Here is a 19,232-nt window from a genome sequence, read left to right on the forward strand (position 1 = left end):
ACACCGTCAAAGGTGATCGCATAACCAGACACGTCAACAGTGTCGCCTGGCGACATGGTCAGGACTTTTTCGTCCTGAAACGCGCTGGACATGACAATACCAAGTGCAGTCACACCAATGCCGAAATGCGCCGTCGCGGTTCCCCATGCAGAACCCGGCAGGCCCTTGAGGCGGCTCAAGCCACGCGTGAAGCCGATTTCAAACAGCTTCACCCTTGTGACAATCTCCGCGATTGATCCAGCCATAACCCATACCGCAAGTCCGACGCCGAGAGGAGCCAGCACACGCTCCATGCCCCAGAGCCAGAAAGTGAACAGGGTCATCAAAATCGCAAGGCCGAAAGCTGCATAAAGCCGCTGCGTCGCTGCAAGCAAGTCACCGCGCTTCCACGCAAGGATCGGACCGAATGGAACGGCCATCAGCAATGGAACCATCAACGGGCCAAAGGTCAGATTGAAAAACGGCGCGCCGACTGAAATCTTCTCGTCAGTTACTGCTTCCAGAGCAAGCGGATAAAGGGTTCCCACCAGAACCGCCGCGCAGGATGCTGTCAGGAACAGGTTGTTGAAGACCAAAGACCCTTCGCGGCTGATCGGCGCAAACAAACCTCCCTGTTTCAAGAGCGGAGCACGCCAAGCATAGAGCGACAGGGAACCACCGATAAAGATGCAGAGCAGAACCAGAATGAACGTGCCGCGTGCAGGGTCGGTCGCGAATGCGTGCACACTCGTCAACACGCCTGAGCGCACAAGGAACGTACCGAGCAAAGACAGGGAGAAGGTGAAGATCGCCAGAAGGACTGTCCAGACCTTCAAGGCCTCCCGCTTTTCCATCACGATGGCTGAATGCAGCAAGGCAGTACCAGCGAGCCAAGGCATGAAAGATGCGTTCTCGACCGGATCCCAGAACCACCAGCCACCCCAGCCAAGCTCATAATAAGCCCAGTAAGACCCCATCGAAATGCCGAGGGTCAGGAAGCACCACGCAAGCAAGGTCCACGGACGGACCCAGCGCGCCCAAGCCGCATCAATCCGGCCAAGAAGCAAGGCAGCAACAGCAAATGAGAAGGTGATGGAGAACCCAACATAGCCGACATAAAGAAGCGGCGGGTGGATCGCCAAACCAATGTCTTGCAAGATGGGATTGAGGTCATTGCCCTCAACAGGCGGATTTACGATGCGGTTGAACGGGTTGGACGTCGCCAGCATGAACAGGAGGAAACCAGCTGTGACCCACCCCTGAGCGCCAAGTGTGGCAGAGCGCAAGGGCGCTGGAAGATTTCCGCCAAAGACAGCCACTAACGCGCCAAAGAACACAAGGATGAGAACCCAAAGAAGAAGCGACCCCTCATGGTTTCCCCAAACGCCGGTAATCTTGTAGATCAGCGGCTTTGCCGAGTGGGAGTTCTCCCACACATTGACGACCGAAAAGTCGGACGTGAGATAGGCGATTGTCAGTGCGACGAAAGAGAGACTGACCAGCAGGAACATGGACACGGAAACTGGACCGGCGACGGCCATCATCCGTTCGTCTTCCTTCAAGGCGCCCCACACCGGGACCACAGACTGAATGAGTGTCAGCACAAAGGCCAGCACCAGCGCATAATGTCCAAGTTCAACGATCATATCGTTTGTTCCGCGTCCGTCCCAGGTTCAACCCTCGTTCTATAGAGGATTACTGTTCTTCGCCCTGCCAATGACCCTTGTCTTTCAGGGCTTCAGCCACCTCTTTGGGCATGTAGTTCTCATCGTGCTTCGCCAGCACGCTATCGGCAACAAATTCGCCGTTCGGTCCGATGACCCCCTCGGTCACAACGCCCTGCCCTTCCCTAAAGAGATCCGGCAGGATGCCCTTGTAGGAAACGGCAATCACGTTCTCGGTGTCTGTCACTCGAAAGCGCACACGGGCGTCGTCAAAGCGTTCCACCGAGCCATCTTCAACAAGACCGCCAAGCCGGATCCGTTGACCCTGAGGGATCTGCTTTTGAGCAATATCTGTGGGGCTTTGGAAGAAGACGATCTGATCATTCAGCGCAAAGAGCACAAGGCCCAGTGCCACTGCCAAAACGGCTCCAGCCGTCCCGATCATCGTCAAACGTCGTTGTTTTCGCGTCATCCGAATTGCGTCCATTTCAGGCTACAGGCCCCTCCGCCTGCGCCGGTCATTTTGTCTCTATTGACCACTCAGGCCAAGTTCTCCAGCCATCGCATCTATCTTGGCCAAATCTGCGGCATTCGATCCAAAAACGTCGCGAGCCTCGTTGAGTATCGCGGTCGCCTTGCTCTCGTCGCCCAATACAATATAGGCACGAATGAGCCGTTGCCATTCCCCGAGCGTGCCACCATCACTAGCAAGGCGGGCAGCAAGGCCATCCACCATGCTTTGGATCATCGCCTGACGGTCTTCAGCACTCATTTCGCTGGCCGCTTCTACTTGCTCGCGGTTTGGCCCCTTCAAGGTCTCGGCCATTGTAGGTGGTGTTCCGCCGAGCTTTTGAAGTTCTTCCCGAGCTGCAGGCAGCCAAAAAGCTGTCGGATCAGCGCCCTCCAGCAAGGCTTCCCAAGCTGAAATGGCATCGTCCTTGCGCCCCTCTTGTCCAAGAGCAAGCGCGAGGAAAAAGCGCGGTTTCACTGCAGTGGGTTCCAGATCAACCGCTTTCTCAAAAGCCTCACGGGCACTCGCTGTCACCAAGCCTTCATTCGCCATGGTCAGAGCCTCACCCATGTTGGTGAAGAATTCTTGTGACGGGCCGAGAAACTCAATCGCCTTTGAATAGGCATTCGCAGACGCTTCCGGATTGTTCAGGCGCATGTAAATGGGAGCCAGAACCGCCCAGCCACGCCCATCTTGCGGGTTTTCCGCCAAATGGCGCTCTGCTCGTGCAACAAGCTCTGAGACCGACTGGTCTTCCGGCGGTGCCGTGAGGCGCGCAGCCAAAGGTCGGTCAGGCATATTGGGCGAACCAAGATAGAGATACAAACCAAGAGCTGCGACCGGCACGATGGCAACGGCGAGCACCTGACTGAGACGGAACCCGGCACTGGATTTTGCGCCTTCATGGGCGTGCTGAACACGATCATTAGCAGCCAGCAAACGCCGCGCAATTTCTGTGCGCGCAGCTTCGGCGGCGGCCTCATCAATCAGGCCCCGTTCCAGGTCCCGATCAACTTCTTCAAGTTGTTGACGATAAACAGCTTCATCCGCGGCAGCGCTCGTGGCCTCGTTCGAACGCGCACGAGCCATCGGAATGAGAACCGAGAGGGACGCAGCCGCAGTCAAGGCTGCAATCAATATCCATAGCATCATGGGCGCACTATAGACATTGCAGAGGCTTGAAAGGCAAGCGCGAATTCCTGCGACCAGCGGTCGCTCTAGAAACTATAATGAACGCCTATCGTCCCGATTTCGCACCTGCACGAACAGGTCCTTTGCGCAGCGACGCGGTTTGCCCTGCAGGACGGTCCTTTACCGGTTTACGCTCTGGCAGACCGAGAGCCGACTGACGGCTTCGGCGGAGCTGGGCAGCATAGTCGCCCCCATAATAGAGCTCGCATAACATGATGGCATTGTCCGCTGCCGCCAATACCGCTCTCTGTTCATTCCCAATCACGCCAGACAGGTCATTGATCAACCAGCGGGTGGTAATTTCCAACATTTGTTCAACGGCTTGGCGAGTTTTGTTCGTCAAGTCGTTGACCGCAAATGTATCAGGCGCATTCCGCACCATGACAAAAACGCGGAAAGACCGGATCGCGTTGGACGTCAGTTCATGATCAATCAGAAGGTTTCCGTCCTGATCAATTTTTGGCACGGCAATCGCACTACGTAACAGCCCCGGAACAGACTCCAGTTCTTTCGCAACAAGATTGGAAACCGACCGCTTGATGGCAGTTAGCTGGTCCCGCCAAGCCCGATGTTGGGACAAGTCAAGCTCAACTTCCAACCCTCGAAGCACTTCGTGGTAATCGGAAAGAGCAACTGAAAACCCGATCGGATCGGGATTAAATTTTCTGTGATCGTGTGCCAGAAGTGCAAGACGCTCAACTTCGGAGATCGCAATCGTCATCAAAGGCGTGAATTCAGAATTGGCGAGATCTGCAAGATTGTTTACGCCTGCAAGGCGGATCCCGAATCCGGGCAACATCGCCGGATGGCTGGTCCGGGAAAGCAAAGCACCGGCAAGGATATCAACGCTGCCCTTATGCTTTTTCAAAAATGCCTGACAGCGCTGCAGAAGATCCGTATCCACCTTGAAACGATTGGGATAGAGCGTGTCCGTGTAGGGCTCAAAAAGATCAATCAGATCGGCTTCCATCTGAAAGACGCGGTAGACTTCCTTCAGCTCCGCCAGGCCGCGTGCGCCACCCATTTCTGCTGATAACCGACGACGGTTCAGTTCTGCTTCGTCCGAACTCTCCAGAGCAACCCGGAAGGCAACAATGGCCTTGTCCTGAAGGCTATCAATCTCAAGCGCGAGCTCGTCATCCGTGCAATCAGGGTCCTCTGCCCGCTCGATCACTGCAGAGATTTCTTCCGTCAGCACATCGCGCTTCAGCCACAACCAGATCTTGTTCAGCATGGAACGAAGAATGCGGCCCGGTTGTTTTTCAGCGAGCATCTCGTCAATCAGGAAGTCATCAAGCGGCTTGAAAAACATCCGCTGAACCTGATTTTTCCGAATCATGGTCGATTGCGTGTCTCGAAACGTCTCTTCAACTGGCTTGCCACTTCGAACCATGTCTAAAGAAGCTCCAAGGATGACACCCAGATTTGGATCATCGGACCCTGCGGCCTGCGATTTCTCAAGCCGCGCAACAAGTGAGCGAACAGCTTTCGGGCTCAACTCGCCCAAATAAGTCTGAATTTTATCCGTAACCAGTTTTGCGTTTTTCATCGGAAACACTTTTTGCCGGAATAAATGGCTGGCTTAGAACTACGTGGAAAACTTAAATAAACATTGAACAAATGGCATAGCCTATTGTGCGGGCTACAGAATTAGCCACGCACCGCCATGAGATTTATTTGCCGTTACGGAATTTTGACTGTCAACTGAGCGTTTGCCAGCCGCCGTTTTCGGTCTTGCAGGCGGTTCCCCGAGATTTAACCGGCGCGCCTTCCAAAACAAGCTCATGAACGAATTCGCGGCAAGTCGTGTCATTGACGTGATAAACGGGACCTGGACGCACAGTTCCACTGCGTCCTGTACGAACATTTTCCCATGCGATTGATGCCCCAACACCATCAGTCCGAAGTGCCTGCTTTTGCGCAGCAATCATCGCACGGTGATCAGAGGCGTCCAGTTTTTTGGCAAAATCATTTGTCAGGAGGTTCGCAATAGCAGAATTAGCGTCCGTGCCCGCAAGAGAACCGGAAGCGCCAAAGGACGAATCATATTGGCCACCGCCTCCGGATGCAGACATCGCTGAACATCCGGCCAATCCGGCCGAAACCACCAATACGGTTACAAATCCTGCACGCATGCATTCCCTCCGTCACACCGACCGCATTCAGATTTTCCCCGCAAGGAAGATTTGTTGCGAATCATTGTGGCCGAACTGAGCCCGACCAACGCGTATGATCAACAAAAGTGTATCATAAATTCCTAAAGGGCGGGCAGAACAAGCCGCACTTTCAAACCACCAAGGTTAGAGCGGTCCAACTCCAACCGACCGCCATAAAGTGCAGCCAGATCAGCTACGATTGAAAGACCCAACCCGGTTCCTGGGACAGTCTCATCAAGACGCCGTCCTCGCTTGACAGCCTCTCGGCGTTCTTCCTCCGACAATCCAAGCCCATCGTCCTCAATCAGGATTTCCAGCATTTCCCGTCCACCACCTTCCAGAAGCGGCACGCATTTGGCACTGACACGGGAGTTCGCCCATTTGCAGGCATTATCGATCAGATTGCCGGTCATCTCCTCCAGATCCTGACTTTCCCCGCGAAACCTCAGGGTTTGCGGGGCTTCCAGATCAAGCAGAAGCTCTCGATCACGATAGATTTTTTCCATCGCACGGACGAGACGGGATAGGGTCGGCTCGACTTCGCAGGACACACCAATAACCCGCCGCTGCGCAGCCATGCGGGCCCTTTCAAGATGGTGCTGGATTTGCGTCGACATGATGCCGGCCTGCTCGCTGACCTTGTCAGCAAAAGCACCCTCATGCGTCCTGGCTTCGTTGGCTATAACGCTCAAGGGTGTTTTCAGACCGTGGGCCAGATTCCCAACATGGGTTCGCGCCCGCTCCACGATTTCGCGATTGGATGTAATCAATGCATTCAGCTCGATAGCAACTGGTGCAATTTCGGTTGGAAGGTTCTCGTCAATCTGATCCGCCTCCCCTTTGCGAACAGCACTCAACGAACCGCGCAAACGCACAAGCGGCCGCAGGCCAACACGCACCTGCAGAAACACAGCTCCAATGAGGCCCAAACCAAACACGATAAGCGTGAACGCCACCTGACGGGCAAACTCCGCAACCTCGGCTCGGAAATCTGCTGTCGCTATGGCAACAGCAACGACCAGCTTATCGCTGCCGATCTCAATTTCACTTTGATAGAAGCGCACTTCCTGTCCGGACGGGTCTTCACCAAACCCGCTAAAAGACGGCACGCCTTCAAGTGCAGGTAACGGAAGCGGATCACCAACCAGAGAAAGCGAGGCAAAGACGATTTCATTGCTTTCAGCGCGCCTCACGGTCCAGTACCAACCTGACAGAGGCAGAGAAAATCGCGGTTCGCCAAGACTGCGCGGTGCGCGAAAGTTCACAGGAGCATCTGCTGTGTCACTTTCCACCACCATGTCAGCCAACAGCGAGCGCACATAGACTTCCAGCTGTGCGTCAAACGCCCGCTCTCCGGCGGAACGGTAAAGGCCAACCAGGAAGAAACCCGCTACTGCCAGCGCAATAACCGACCATACAGCTGCCACAAGAACCAGACGACCGGCAAGAGACCGCTGGCCAACCATTCTTCTGGTTTGTGATTCCCCCGCCCCCGCATCTCCTGCATTGTCAGCATCAGGGGCCGTTTCACGCTCACGCGTCACCGGCTTCCCCCATCCGGTAACCAAGGCCGCGGATTGTCTCAATCATGTCCGAGCCGATTTTCTTGCGCAGCCGCCCGACAAAGACCTCAACCGTGTTCGAATCGCGATCAAAGTCTTGGTCATAGAGATGCTCGATCAGCTCGGTGCGCGAGATCACCTTGCCCTGATGATGCAGCATGTATGACAGGAGCGATACTCGTGAGATGTGAGCTTGATTGGGCCACCATCCACCGTGACACGGCCAGACCGCAAGTCGAGACGAACCTTGCCGCAGGTCAACTCGTTGGATGCATGTCCGGCAGCTCGTCGCACAAGAGCGCGAACCCGGGCCAGAACTCTTCCATGTGAAACGGCTTTGCGACGTAGTCGTCAGCTCCAGCGTCAATCCCGGCGACCTTGTCAGACCATCGGTCACGAGCTGTCAGAATAAGAACCGGCATTGTCCGGCCATCCCGGCGCCAGTTTTCCAAAACGGAAAGTCCATCCAATTTGGGAAGCCCGAGATCAAGAACGACAGCGTCATAAGGTTCCGTGTCGCCAAGGAAATGCCCCTCTTCCCCATCCTGCGCGCTGTCGACGACATAGTCAGCCTCTTCCAGTGCTGTCACAAGTTGGCGATTAAGATCTGCATCATCTTCAACGACGAGAAGGCGCATTGTGTTTATCCGCTATTCAATAAAAAGAGAAAATCAGTTTGCGCTAACAACCTTGGTGGTCACCTTGCCATTGACCAGAACCGAGAGCCGGTAGACATATCCGCCCCCCTCCTGACACAGCTGCGCCTTGACGATTTCCCCACCTGCCTGACTTTGCACGGCTGCAAGGGGTTTAGCCTTGCCCGAAGCAACAACTGACCGCGCCTCACCTTGCGACAGGCACGCAGCACTTGCTGTTCCGGCAAGCAAAAGGAAAACAGAAAAGAACGCAAACAGTCTTATCACGGGAATTCTTCCTAGTTTGCCGGCCAACCCCAACCGGTAGTTGCCGCCGTTATAAGTGTCTCCGGCTGAACATGACCTGAACAGTCGGTTCATGGCAAATAGAAATAGGTTAACCGCATGGGTCAAGCCCTCTGCCCGCACTGAGGCGCCCAAAATGATCATTCATTCTATAGAGATAGCTTATGCTGACGGATCATTGCGAAGGCATTCAAGTCTAAGTTTCTACCCGGCAATGTTACCCGCCACGGCGCTAGAGCCCGTCAACTCGGGCGTATTGTCCTGAAGGCGATTCCTCAAGGCTTTTCGCCAACGGTTCCGGCCATCAGCCTTTGCTTTCAAAGGCGCCTGATCTGCTGCCTGTATCGCGCCATCTATCGTGTTCGCCGCATCGTGTTCGGCCAGACCAATGCTGATCGACACATCAATTTCATGCTCATCTATCTCAAAGCGCAAGCGGGCCACATCGGAACAAAGGTCAGTGGCGAGCTCCTGAGCTTTACGCCAATCAAGTTCAGGCAGAAAGACTAGAAACTCCTCCCAGCCCATCCGCACAACCCAATCACGGTCCCGAACATTTTCCATGAGCGTACCGGCGATCTGAACCAGAACTTCGTCGCCAACAGGATGACCAAAGCGGTCATTGATTGACTTGAAATGATCGACATCCACCATCATTACAACCGCAGGCGCAGCCTGCGTCTCCGCCTGAGCCTCAAAGAAACGGCGCCGGGTCGTTGTACCCGTCAAGGCATCAGTGGCATGGAGGAGTTTGATTGTCTTATGGGCCAGCTGCAGGTGCATGATCTGGCGGCACGCAAATAGCGACATGCACGACGACAAGAAAAGCGCAATCAGGAACATGCTTGGGGCTGCGGCAGCGAACACCTCTAGTGGCAATAAAATCCAGCCAATCAGGCCGGTCGTCGCAAGCGCAATGAGTACCGTGATGGTTGTCCAAAACAGAACATCCCAATTGTTCCGCATCTTCAAGCGTAATGAACCTGTATTCATGACGCAACTTCCCTAAGGTTCAACTCAACCCCTGATAGAGTAACGCAGCCACTCTCCACCCAAAACATAACAAAAATATATGAAACTGATTACACAACCATTAGTATATATTTTTTTAAATTGCAGATATGCTTTTGAGAGCCTCAAAATTCCAAAAAGCCCTTCCAAACATTCATTCCAACGCCAAATAGCCGATCGCCATGCTACGTTCATTTGGCACCGGTATTTGTGCACAACAGCTTTTTGAATAAGGATTTAAAAAATGAGCGACTATTTTCTCGCATTCTGGAATCTAGAAAACCTGTTTGGACCAGAAAACCACCCCCACCGGCTGGACTGGGTCAAAAAGGATATCGCCAGTGATCTCGTCGGATGGACACAGGCGCTTTACGACAAGAAACTGGCACAGCTGGCGAGTATTATTCGTCAGATGAATGATGGCGCAGGCCCTGACATTTTGGGTGTCTGCGAGGCGGAAGATGAACACGTTCTCAAAGACCTCATCAACACGCTCGCTCCCAGCCTACCAAACAGAAACTATTCCGTGATTGCTGAGACCAACGATCTCAGCTATCGCGGCATCGATACCGCCTTTATCTATGACAAGGGCCGGTTTTCCGTCGATGAAGCGCTGGTTTTCAATCACCGCGTCATGCGCCGCACTGGAACACGGGATATCCTGCAAGTCACCTTCAAAACCAATCAGGGCCGGCGAGAACTCGTGGCCATGGCCAATCACTGGCCATCCCGTTACGGAGGCGCAGGCCCAGAGGCGAGCGCGGGATTTCGAGCAACAGCCGGAGAAACTCTCTCCTATTGGCATAGCCGCATCTTTGAAGAAGCGACAAAGAAGGACCGTACACCAGTGATCGCCTTTGGCGACATGAATGACGACCCTTGGGATCGCAGCTTGACAGTCAACGCGCTGGCAACGCGTGAACGCGGCGATGTCGAACGCGCTCGCTCACCAAAATTCTACAATCTCGCATGGGAATACCTCGTCACGCCAGCTATCGACCACAAAGGCAATTCCCGCATGCTGGAGGGCACGCTCTACTACAATTATAACGGCAACATTTTTGACCACCTGTTGGTCAATCGCCCACTTGTCGACGCCAACCCAGATAGCGAATTCAAGTATGTTGACGGCAGTGGCGGCATTATCGCGTTTCCGGAAATGGTATCACACAGAACGGGCGATGGTCCGATCCGCTTTGGCTTGCCAGAAGGAGATGCCGCCTCGAACGTGAATGAGGCCGGTTATTCAGATCATTTCCCCGTTGGGCTGAAGATCCGCGAAGTTTGATCGCTGACGACTTGCCAAGTTGGTGTGGCTGCGTATCGTATCTTTATGGACAGCGCAGCCACACATCAGCTGAATCGCGCCCTTTTGGCGAGTGCCTTTGGTTTAGGTTTGTTGATAGCCTCTTCAACCTCGGTTTCAGCCTGCTCACTTTCGCTGGTGCTGGCCATGGATGTCTCCGCCAGTGTCGATGCGACCGAGCACGACCTTCAATTAAATGGCCTTGCGGATGCCCTGACAGACCCGTCTGTGATGACGGCCATTGGAAATGTTGGCGGCATCTGGCTGACAAGCTTTGAGTGGAGCGGACGGTACAATCAGAAAACGCAGCTGGATTGGCGTTTTTTGGTCAATGAGGCTGACATTAAAGCCGCAGCTGATGTGATCGCCGCACAGCCTCGCTCCCAAACAGAGTTTCCAACCGCGCTTGGATATGCTCTGGGACACGCATCCGTTTTGCTAACGCGTGCGCCCGAAACGTGTGAGCGGAATGTCATCGACATGGCTGGAGACGGCGTCACGAATGATGGCTTCGGCCCCTCAAGCGCCTACAAGGCCTTTCCGCTTGCAGATGTGACCGTGAACGGGCTCGTGATCGGTGAGGATCAAAACGCCATCCGCTACTACCATGATGAAGTTATTCATGGTCCGGGCGCGTTTATCGAAATCACCGACAGTTTCGAAGGCTATAGAGACGCGATGATCCGCAAGCTGCTTCGAGAAATCCGGGGCGATCAGTTTGCACTCAATCTCCCGTAAGTACATTCGACTTATTGCAAGATCTCCTGCAGTGCCCTCACCAGAGCCCTGCATTCATCATCCGTGCAAATTGAAATCCTGAGCCAATTCTCAATTCTCGGTTTTGAGAAATGACGTACCAAAATTCCGCGCGCCCTCAAACCAGCCTGCAGTTCAGCTGCAGGAACTGAACTATGAGACACAAACAGGAAATTTGTAGCGGACGGCAGACTGGAAAAGCCCAGCTCTGCCAACTGACCTGCCAGTTTTTCACGCGATGCGATGACTTTGGACCGCGTTTGCTCAAATCCCTCTGCGTCTTCCCACGCCGCCTTTGCCGCAACCAGAGCCAGACGGTCGAGTGGATAGGAGTTGAAACTGTCCTTGACCCGGTTCAGACCTTCAATCAGGTGCGGCTGCCCAACTGCGAACCCCACCCGCGCACCAGCCAAACTGCGCGACTTGGAGAAGGTTTGAACAACGAGAAGATTTTCATAACGCGGCACAAGACGCACCGCACTTTCCGCACCAAAGTCGACATAAGCCTCGTCGACAATGACAACCACATCCGAGTTCTGCTTCAGCACCTGTTCAATTTTTTCCAGTGGCAAGGCAATGCCTGTCGGCGCGTTGGGATTGGCTATCACCACACCGCCGCAAGGGCCCTGATAATCATCAAGGTCATATTCGAAGGTCTCGTTAAGCGGAAAGGTCGTGTATTCCACGCCAAACAGCTGACAATAGGTCGTGTAGAAGCTGTAGGTGATATCGGCAAAGACGATGCGTGGCTTGCCGGTGAAAAAGGCGTTGAACGCATGGGCCAGCACCTCATCAGAGCCATTGCCTGCAAAGACCTTCTCTCGCGTCAAACCAAAGGATGCAGCGATGCTGTCGCGCAGGCCGCCAGCAACGGGATCAGGATAAAGCCGCAACTCATCCCCTGTCGCCGCCTGAATAGCCTCAAGCACCTTGGCAGAGGGACCATAAGGGTTCTCATTGGTGTTCAGCTTGATAAAGGTCTGCCCCTTGGGCTGCTCTCCCGGAACATAGGGAACGAGTTTTTCAACCAGTGGGCTCCAGAACCGGCTCATAGTCATGCTTCCTGAAAGGTGTGTCCTTGGAAAAGGCAACATAGAGCATTCTGAAACACAGACACCCTTTTCCTTGCAAAAAGATCAGGTACCCAACCACTTATAGCAATGAGCAAAAGGGATCGGGACACGGCATGAGCACTCCCCATCAAAACGCCTTGGGCCAACCGGTCGGAGCGCCGGTTGACGTTACCTTCCCACGGCCCGTTCCGCCTAAAACGCCCATGATCGGTCGGTTTTGCTCGCTCGTACCGGTGGATATCGAGGCCCATTCCAAACCCTTATTTGAGGCCTACAAGCACGATCACGAGGGAAGAAACTGGACCTATCTGCCCTATGGCCCGTTTGACCGGCTAGAGGACTTCCAAATCTGGATGAGATCAACCTGTCTTGGCGAGGATCCGCTTTTTCACAGCATCCTTGATCCCGCCGGCACCCCCATCGGGTTGGCCAGCTTTTTGCGGATCGACCCGGCAAGCGGTGTAATCGAAGTTGGGCACATCCACTTCTCTCCGCTGCTCCAGCGCCATCCGGCAGCGACTGAAGCCATGTTCTTGATGATGCGCCGCGTGTTCGACGAGCTGGGCTACCGCCGCTATGAATGGAAATGTGACGCGCTCAACGCTCCGTCTTGCCGGGCAGCAGAACGTCTTGGCTTTCAGCACGAAGGCACGTTCCGGCAAGCCACCCACTACAAGGGCCGCAATCGCGACACCGCCTGGTTCGCGATTATCGACACGGATTGGCCGCACGTAAGATCCGCGTTTAAGGCATGGCTTGATCCGGAGAATTTTGATGCAGATGGACGGCAGAAAGCGCGGCTTAAAACAATTCCGGACCGTGACTAACCTAACTGTTCAAATGACTTGCAAGCGACTACGCAGGAGTTCTCCGCGCTCTTCCAGGATCGGATAGCCGATGGTGGAGAAAGATGTGTTAATGAGCTTTAGCGTGTTCAGAATATCGAGGTGAAACGCACTGGTCTCGATAGTTTCCGAGTTGCTTGCTCCCAATCTCTCCATATGCCGCCTCTGCAAGTTGTTCAAAAGCTGCCGGGTGCGCTCTTTCTGCTGAACCAAATGCCGTGCCGCTTCGGGGTTTTGTGTCAAGAGCACATCAATTCCTAACTGAATATTATGCAGAACAAGGTCAAAAAACTCATCAAGTTCCACCTGACCTTCATCGGAGAACTGAAGCTTTTGCTCCCTGAGGCGCTGAAACACCCGTAGCAACTTGTTGGACATGAGGTCTGTCGCTGTTTCCAGGCTGATCGCTGTTGTGGTTAGCGCCTGCGCCTTTTGGATCTCCTCGGGCGTGCATTTGCTGGCCTCAATCTTGGCCAGAAAGTATTTCAACTCCTGAAAACGCCCCAACACAACATTCAACATGTGCCGCATTTTCTTGACATCATCGTCAGTCAGTTTGTCCGCCTTCTCCCAAATTTCCCGAACGCAGACTTCCAGCAATTCCGCCAGCCGAAGGGTCTCCCGGATGGAACCATTCAAAGCCCGTTGCGGATGGGCAAGGGTTTCGGGCTTCAGTGCAGTTATGCTGGTGAAAAAGTCCCGGTCCTCAGATTGTCTGTCAGCCGGCAAGAGCATCAACGCAAACCGCGAAACAAGAGAAACCAGCGGAAGACCTATGCACAACAGGGTAAGATTGAAGAGCAGATGAAAATTAATCACCTGCTGTTCCAGTGAGTCGCCAGGAACCGAAGGAAGAACTGCCATTCGTTCCATGGCAAACAACAAGACGGTGGCCCCGCCTCCCCTCAAAATTAGGTTGCCCAGCACCATCTGTCTTGAAGCAGAAGGGGTAGAATAGGTCAGGATGAACGCAATGATCGCGCCGCCGAGGTTTGCCCCCAGCACCATGGCAAAAGCCGCTGGCATTGGCAGGATACCCTGCCCAGCCAATGTCACCCATAGAAGAACGGAAGCAACGCTGGAATGCACTGCCCAAGTGAAGAGCGCAGAAACCAGAAACGCCACGGGTAGGTCCTGCCCGAGATAAACCATAATCAGTCGGGCTGTCTCATTTTGCTGCAGTGGAGCACTGGCGTGAGCAAGCAAATCCAGAGACAGGAAAATCAGCGCCAGCCCGAGGATGATCCGGCCCGCCTGACGAAACCGCTTGCTGCGGCCCTTCAAGTGAAAAACCCCTCCGACCAGCAGCAGAACGGGCGTGGCAATATCGGGCCGAGAAATGAGCAACTGGGTAACAACCGCCGACCCAAGATCAGCCCCGAGAAGAATTGACAATCCCGCGGGTGCAGCCAGCAATCCATTCGCCAGAAAGCCGGATGTTAGCAGGGCAACTGCAGTCGAACTTTGCAAGAGAAGCGCAGAAACGCCGCCAGTCAAAGCCGCCCTCAATCGATTGTTGGTGGATCGGCGAAGCCATTTGCGGAGATTCGCCCCAAGCGATCGCTCAAACCCTGTTCGAACTAGACGCACTGCCCAAATCAAAAGGGCAGCGGCCCCGGCCACCTGAATCGCAAAGCTGAAAAACCCGAACTCGTTCATATTCACCTTGATTGGCACATCAAAAAGCGCACTTTGTACGCTTTTCACCAATTTAGGGTTTTCCCGTACTCGATGCAACTCGTAGATACCAGCAAGACGGACCAAAACAACGAGATAAACAGATTTCTATCAGCCAAAAGCAACATCGAGACCGGCTAGGAAAGCACAGGCCAAAGCGCAACAAACTCCACTTAGCTGGCCGTTAATATCAACAGTCCAACACCATTCCTCTTATTCTGTTGTTCTATCCACGCTGCCCTTCTCTGCCTATGGCAAAAAAATACAGCTGTTTACGAATTCAAACCAATATGTTTGCGGTTTTACATTTTCTTCGGCGAAAAACTTCGCTCAATACCTTTTATGCAAGCAACAAGGGTGGAGTTAACTGGAGTGGAAACTCCCGCCTTGAGTCCTGCTCGAACAACTGCCCCATTTATGAAATCAATTTCTGTGATCATTTGGCGTTCTATGCTTTGCAAAACTGAGGTTTTGAATTCAAACGGCAAACCAGAAGATGCTTTAATCCATGCGTCCTGCGGGTTCTCAATTTCCAGGTCTATTTCCAGAGCCTCCGCAACAGCCATTGCTTCTGCCACAGCAGCGACACCAATTTCCTCAACTTCAGAAAGGTCATATAGATTTCCAAAATTGAGACCGGTAATCCCGGACAATGCTCCTGCAGCAACATTAATCAAGAATTTGTCCCACATTGCCCCCACGATATTGTCCGTTGCAGTTGTCTTTAACCCCGCAGCAGAAAACGTTTTTTCGACCAAAGACACTCGTGAAGTCAGACTACCATCGAGTTCACCGATAATCGTTTCCTTACCCTCAACACCAGACTGTACGTGTCCGGGCGAAACCATCATTCCACCAACAAAGGTCTTTCCGGCTATGACCTTATCGCGACCTACGACTTCGGCAAGCAAGTCTTCTTGCCCCAATCCGTTTTGCAAAGACATTACTACCGATTGATCCCCGACCAAATTGAGCGCGGAAAGCATGGCCTCTTTGGTGTGGAAGCTTTTGACGAGAACTAAGACTAGATCAACAACCCCCAATACACTTGGATTGTCATACGCAGCGACTTTTACAACATCCCTTGAACTGGACGTTTCAACCACGAGTCCATTTGAGTTGACAGTATCTACAAACTGCTTGTCGATATTGATTAGGAAAACATCATTGCCAGCCAAAGCAAGGTGCCCCCCAAACACTGATCCCATTGCACCAGCACCCAGAATTGCAATTTTCATGATAACCTTTCGCTATGAATCAGAAAAATAACGTTAGGTTATGTTCATCAAACGCATTAGCACAAGTACGTATCAGAAAAAAATAGCCAGAGTAAAAACAAATACTTACACGCCGGAAAATCGACTAAGAATAGCACTAGGCGTGATGACTTACCAAAAGCATCCACTTGCCAATAACCGCAAATTGTACATGGCAAGATCCAGATACTTCAAAGCTTTGGCTCACCTGATACATCAATCTGGATCTGCAAAATCGCCGTGCAAGGGAACGGCAAGCTAGCATAACTACCGCTTCAACAACCGCTTGCGTTTGTCGGCGGGGCGCATTTCCATGACCTTGTCGAACAGGAAGTCCATGACTTCCTTCTGGTCCTTAAAGCCTGACAGCGTTTCATAGGGGATCAGTGCCCCCGCGCGTGCCGTAATGGCCTTACCGACAATGCGTCGGAACTCACGCACCAAAAGAGCCAGCCGCAATGTCAAAGAAAACCCACTGACCCAGTGGAACAACCACGAGTTCTGACCCTCAAAATAGATCGGCAAAACTGTCACCTTTGAAGACCGGATCAGCTTGGCGGTGAAGGTTTTCCATGGAAACTCTTCAGCGCGGGCAAACGGTTTTGGTGCTGTCGCCACACCGCCCCCGGGGAACACGATAATCGTTGTACCCTCTGCCAGAAGCTTGAGCGCTTCCTTGCGGGTCGCCATGTTTGTCTTCAGCGCTTCCTTGGTCTCTTCAAAGTCAACGGGAAGCGAATAGGGGCGCACTTCCGGCACCTTCAAAAGCTCATTGTTGATCATGATCTTGAAGGGGTGACCAAGCTGCTCTGCCAAGGACAGGATCGCAAGCCCATCACCAATGCCATAGGGATGGTTGGCAACAATAACCAGCGGGCCTTCCGGCAAGTTTTTCGGTGGCCATTCGCCGCCACTCACCGAGACATCAATCTTGATCAGGCTAAGCAGATCGCTCCAGATGTAATCGGACGTGCCCACCATGGAGTCGCGCCAGATTTCATAAACTGACATGAGCTTGCGGCGACCGGATATCCCCTCAATCGTGCGAATGAGAAGGCGTTTATGCCAAGGATGGTCAGGGTTGGCGTAACTGAATTCAGCTTGATCCAAGGCGCGTCACTCTTGATCGTGCATTTAGCGAATTGAAACCCGATAGCCTCAGGTCATTGCAGTTTTGTGACACCTATCACAACAAAGGGGAAAGTTCACTCAATCGAGATCATCTTTCCCCTCAAGTATTAAATAAGTTCTGACCGAATTACTTCAAGTCTGGCGGAACAGCCTCGGAGCGGAAAGCCTCGATGGCCTCATCAAGGCTCATGGCCGTTTGATGCTTGGAGCCTAGACGGCGAATGTTGACCGACTTTTCTTCCGCTTCGCGCATGCCGCACACCACAATGGCCGGAACCTTGGCCAGCGAGTGCTCGCGGACCTTGTAGTTGATCTTCTCATTGCGGAAATCGGTTTCCACCTTGAGACCAGCAGCCCGCAGCTTTCCAGCAACCTCGCGGCCATAATCATCGGCCTCGGAGGTGATCGTGGCGACCACCACCTGCAGCGGCGCAAGCCACAGCGGGAAGTGACCGGAATAGTTTTCGATCAAGATGCCGAGAAAGCGTTCCATGGAGCCGCAAATCGCGCGGTGGATCATCACCGGCGTCTGCTTCTCGCCATTGTTGTCGACGTAGAACGCGCCGAAGCGTTCCGGAAGGTTGAAGTCGACCTGCGTGGTGCCACACTGCCATTCACGGCCAATGGCATCGCGCAAGGTGTATTCAAACTTCGGACCGTAAAACGCGCCCTCACCCGGCAGGATGTCGGTCTCGACACGGCCACCGGACTGTTCCTTGATCTGCTCCAGAACCTTGCCCATCACCTCTTCGGCGTGATCCCAAAGCTCATCCGAGCCGACCCGCTTTTCCGGGCGGGTGGAAAGCTTCACGACAATCTTTTCAAAACCGAAATGCTCATAGACTGACAGAATCAGGTCGTTGATTTTCAAGCATTCTTCCGCCATCTGCTCATCGGTGCAGAAAACGTGCGCATCGTCCTGCGTGAAGCCGCGCACGCGCATCAAGCCGTGCATTGCGCCGGACGGCTCGTAACGGTGAACCACACCAAACTCGGCCATGCGCAGCGGCAGGTCGCGGTAGCTTTTCAGGCCGTGCTTGAAGATCTGGATATGGCCCGGACAGTTCATCGGCTTTAGGGCAAAGACATGGGTATCCTCGTCTTCCGGGTCTGCGCCCTGAACGGCGAACATGTTCTCCTTGTACCAGGCCCAGTGACCGGAGGTCTCCCACAGCTTGGTGGAGAGAACCTGCGGCGCGTTGACTTCCTGATAATCCCCGGAAAGACGCCGGCGCATGTAGGACACAAGGTTCTGGAAAAGCGTCCAGCCCTTGTCGTGCCAAAACACAACGCCCGGTCCTTCTTCCTGAAAGTGGAACAGGTCCATTTCGCGGCCAAGCTTGCGGTGATCGCGCTTTTCCGCCTCTTCCAGCATGTGGAGATAGGCTTTGAGATCCTTATCGTTCGCAAAGGCGGTGCCATAGATGCGCGACAGCATCGGATTGTTGCTGTCCCCGCGCCAATAGGCTCCGGCCACCTTCATCAGCTTGAAAGCGGTGCCAATTCGGCCCGTTGCATCCATATGCGGACCACGGCACAGGTCAAACCAGTCGCCCTGCTTGTAGATCTTGATGTCCTGATCTTCCGGGATCGCGTCGACCAGCTCCACCTTGTAGTCCTCGCCCATTTCGGCAAAGACCTTTTTGGCCTCCTCGCGGGACCAAAGCTCCTTGGTGAACGGCTGATTGCGCTGGATGATCTCGCGCATCTTCTTCTCGATCACCTCAAGGTCGTCGGTCGCGAACGGCCAGTTTTCCTTGGTGTCGGGATGAACGCGCTTGAAGTCGTAGTAAAAGCCGTTCTCGATCACCGGACCGATGGTGACCTGCGTTCCCGGCCACAGTTCCTGCACCGCCTCGGCCAGAACGTGCGCCGCATCATGGCGGATCAGCTCAACAGCGCGCGGATCATCGCGAGTGACGATCTCAATGGTAGAGTTTTTGGAAATCGTGTCGGACAAATCGGCCAATTCGCCATCAAGGGCAACGGCCACGGCCTTTTTCGCCAAAGACTTGGAAATGCTGGCCGCCACATCGGCGCCGGACACCCCGTCTTCAAACTCACGAACGGAATTGTCAGGAAACGTCAGTTGAATCATGCGTTTTCTCCTGCTCACTCCTGCAGACAAGGCAGGTAAGCGTTTTGTGTTTATTGGGCGCGGGAAGCTTTAGGG

General features: G+C 53.7%; 16 protein-coding genes and 1 pseudogene. 3 read left to right on the forward strand and 14 right to left on the reverse strand.

Annotated elements, in window-relative coordinates; genetic code table 11:
- The 9 genes and pseudogenes from TRICHSKD4_RS18410 to TRICHSKD4_RS28380 form a co-directional block, all read right to left on the reverse strand.
- The coding region (locus TRICHSKD4_RS18410) for a heme lyase CcmF/NrfE family subunit (RefSeq protein WP_040617099.1) at nucleotides 1–1,625 on the reverse strand (1,625 nt) is incomplete at its 3' end.
- 49 nt (nucleotides 1,626–1,674) lie between these two features.
- Nucleotides 1,675–2,115, reverse strand: coding sequence for a cytochrome c maturation protein CcmE (gene ccmE, locus TRICHSKD4_RS18415; protein WP_040617100.1), 441 nt, complete (start codon nucleotides 2,113–2,115; stop codon nucleotides 1,675–1,677).
- Nucleotides 2,116–2,172: 57 nt separating this feature from the next.
- Nucleotides 2,173–3,306: a c-type cytochrome biogenesis protein CcmI gene (ccmI, locus tag TRICHSKD4_RS18420; protein ID WP_009468419.1), complete on the reverse strand. Its 1,134-nt coding sequence runs from the start codon at nucleotides 3,304–3,306 to the stop codon at nucleotides 2,173–2,175.
- Nucleotides 3,307–3,391: 85 nt separating this feature from the next.
- A complete protein-coding gene (locus TRICHSKD4_RS18425; RefSeq protein WP_009468420.1) occupies nucleotides 3,392–4,894 on the reverse strand; it encodes a hypothetical protein in 1,503 nt (500 codons plus the stop codon).
- A gap of 151 nt (nucleotides 4,895–5,045) precedes the next feature.
- A complete protein-coding gene (locus TRICHSKD4_RS18430) occupies nucleotides 5,046–5,480 on the reverse strand; it encodes an RT0821/Lpp0805 family surface protein (RefSeq protein WP_009468421.1) in 435 nt (144 codons plus the stop codon).
- Nucleotides 5,481–5,602: 122 nt separating this feature from the next.
- On the reverse strand, nucleotides 5,603–7,045 hold the full coding sequence (locus TRICHSKD4_RS18435; RefSeq protein WP_247642831.1) for an ATP-binding protein: 1,443 nt from the start codon (nucleotides 7,043–7,045) through the stop codon (nucleotides 5,603–5,605).
- Nucleotides 7,035–7,701: pseudogene (locus TRICHSKD4_RS18440) on the reverse strand (response regulator transcription factor). Before TRICHSKD4_RS18440 ends, TRICHSKD4_RS18435 begins: the two are co-directional and overlap by 11 nt.
- A gap of 33 nt (nucleotides 7,702–7,734) precedes the next feature.
- Nucleotides 7,735–7,986 (reverse strand): PepSY domain-containing protein, encoded by a 252-nt coding sequence (locus TRICHSKD4_RS18445; protein WP_009468425.1) that lies wholly within the window; start codon nucleotides 7,984–7,986, stop codon nucleotides 7,735–7,737.
- A gap of 222 nt (nucleotides 7,987–8,208) precedes the next feature.
- Nucleotides 8,209–8,997, reverse strand: coding sequence for a GGDEF domain-containing protein (locus TRICHSKD4_RS28380; RefSeq protein WP_009468426.1), 789 nt, complete (start codon nucleotides 8,995–8,997; stop codon nucleotides 8,209–8,211).
- A gap of 262 nt (nucleotides 8,998–9,259) precedes the next feature.
- On the opposite strand from TRICHSKD4_RS28380, the gene TRICHSKD4_RS18455 reads away from it, so the two are divergent.
- Together TRICHSKD4_RS18455 and TRICHSKD4_RS18460 are read left to right on the forward strand one after the other, a co-directional pair.
- Nucleotides 9,260–10,303, forward strand: coding sequence for an endonuclease/exonuclease/phosphatase family protein (locus TRICHSKD4_RS18455; RefSeq protein WP_009468427.1), 1,044 nt, complete (start codon nucleotides 9,260–9,262; stop codon nucleotides 10,301–10,303).
- Between the two features lie 165 nt (nucleotides 10,304–10,468).
- Nucleotides 10,469–11,059: a DUF1194 domain-containing protein gene (locus TRICHSKD4_RS18460; RefSeq protein WP_208993130.1), complete on the forward strand. Its 591-nt coding sequence runs from the start codon at nucleotides 10,469–10,471 to the stop codon at nucleotides 11,057–11,059.
- A gap of 11 nt (nucleotides 11,060–11,070) precedes the next feature.
- On the opposite strand, the gene hisC is transcribed toward TRICHSKD4_RS18460, so the two are convergent.
- On the reverse strand, nucleotides 11,071–12,129 hold the full coding sequence (gene hisC / locus TRICHSKD4_RS18465) for a histidinol-phosphate transaminase (RefSeq protein WP_009468429.1): 1,059 nt from the start codon (nucleotides 12,127–12,129) through the stop codon (nucleotides 11,071–11,073).
- Between the two features lie 134 nt (nucleotides 12,130–12,263).
- On the opposite strand from hisC, the gene TRICHSKD4_RS18470 reads away from it, so the two are divergent.
- A complete protein-coding gene (locus tag TRICHSKD4_RS18470; protein ID WP_009468431.1) occupies nucleotides 12,264–12,977 on the forward strand; it encodes a GNAT family N-acetyltransferase in 714 nt (237 codons plus the stop codon).
- Nucleotides 12,978–12,986: 9 nt separating this feature from the next.
- Here TRICHSKD4_RS18470 and TRICHSKD4_RS18475 read toward each other — a convergent pair whose 3' ends face one another.
- The 4 genes from TRICHSKD4_RS18475 to thrS all read right to left on the reverse strand — a co-directional run bounded on the left by TRICHSKD4_RS18475 (nucleotide 12,987) and on the right by thrS (nucleotide 19,157).
- Nucleotides 12,987–14,702, reverse strand: coding sequence for a Na/Pi cotransporter family protein (locus TRICHSKD4_RS18475; RefSeq protein WP_009468432.1), 1,716 nt, complete (start codon nucleotides 14,700–14,702; stop codon nucleotides 12,987–12,989).
- A gap of 272 nt (nucleotides 14,703–14,974) precedes the next feature.
- The gene (locus TRICHSKD4_RS18480; RefSeq protein ID WP_009468433.1) at nucleotides 14,975–15,910 is read right to left on the reverse strand and encodes a ketopantoate reductase family protein; all 936 of its coding nucleotides are present in this window, start codon (nucleotides 15,908–15,910) and stop codon (nucleotides 14,975–14,977) included.
- Between the two features lie 285 nt (nucleotides 15,911–16,195).
- Nucleotides 16,196–17,038, reverse strand: a complete 843-nt coding sequence (locus tag TRICHSKD4_RS18485; RefSeq protein WP_009468434.1) for a lysophospholipid acyltransferase family protein — start codon at nucleotides 17,036–17,038, stop codon at nucleotides 16,196–16,198.
- Between the two features lie 148 nt (nucleotides 17,039–17,186).
- Entirely contained in the window at nucleotides 17,187–19,157 is a 1,971-nt protein-coding gene (thrS, locus tag TRICHSKD4_RS18490; RefSeq protein WP_009468435.1) for a threonine--tRNA ligase, read from the reverse strand.
- Nucleotides 19,158–19,232 lie beyond the last annotated feature (75 nt).

It is taken from the genome of Roseibium sp. TrichSKD4 (assembly GCF_000148725.1).
Classification (GTDB): Bacteria; Pseudomonadota; Alphaproteobacteria; order Rhizobiales; family Stappiaceae; genus Roseibium.

What these genes read in the sequence shown, in the direction of transcription:
- ccmE (WP_040617100.1), bottom strand. Translation starts at nt 2,115, where the DNA reads ATGACGCGAAAACAACGACGTTTGACGATGATCGGGACGGCTGGAGCC.
- ccmI (WP_009468419.1), bottom strand. Translation starts at nt 3,306, where the DNA reads ATGATGCTATGGATATTGATTGCAGCCTTGACTGCGGCTGCGTCCCTC.
- TRICHSKD4_RS18425 (WP_009468420.1), bottom strand. Translation starts at nt 4,894, where the DNA reads ATGAAAAACGCAAAACTGGTTACGGATAAAATTCAGACTTATTTGGGC.
- TRICHSKD4_RS18430 (WP_009468421.1), bottom strand. Translation starts at nt 5,480, where the DNA reads ATGCGTGCAGGATTTGTAACCGTATTGGTGGTTTCGGCCGGATTGGCC.
- TRICHSKD4_RS28380 (WP_009468426.1), bottom strand. Translation starts at nt 8,997, where the DNA reads ATGAATACAGGTTCATTACGCTTGAAGATGCGGAACAATTGGGATGTT.
- TRICHSKD4_RS18455 (WP_009468427.1), top strand. Translation starts at nt 9,260, where the DNA reads ATGAGCGACTATTTTCTCGCATTCTGGAATCTAGAAAACCTGTTTGGA.
- TRICHSKD4_RS18460 (WP_208993130.1), top strand. Translation starts at nt 10,469, where the DNA reads ATGGATGTCTCCGCCAGTGTCGATGCGACCGAGCACGACCTTCAATTA.
- hisC (WP_009468429.1), bottom strand. Translation starts at nt 12,129, where the DNA reads ATGAGCCGGTTCTGGAGCCCACTGGTTGAAAAACTCGTTCCCTATGTT.
- TRICHSKD4_RS18470 (WP_009468431.1), top strand. Translation starts at nt 12,264, where the DNA reads ATGAGCACTCCCCATCAAAACGCCTTGGGCCAACCGGTCGGAGCGCCG.
- TRICHSKD4_RS18480 (WP_009468433.1), bottom strand. Translation starts at nt 15,910, where the DNA reads ATGAAAATTGCAATTCTGGGTGCTGGTGCAATGGGATCAGTGTTTGGG.
- thrS (WP_009468435.1), bottom strand. Translation starts at nt 19,157, where the DNA reads ATGATTCAACTGACGTTTCCTGACAATTCCGTTCGTGAGTTTGAAGAC.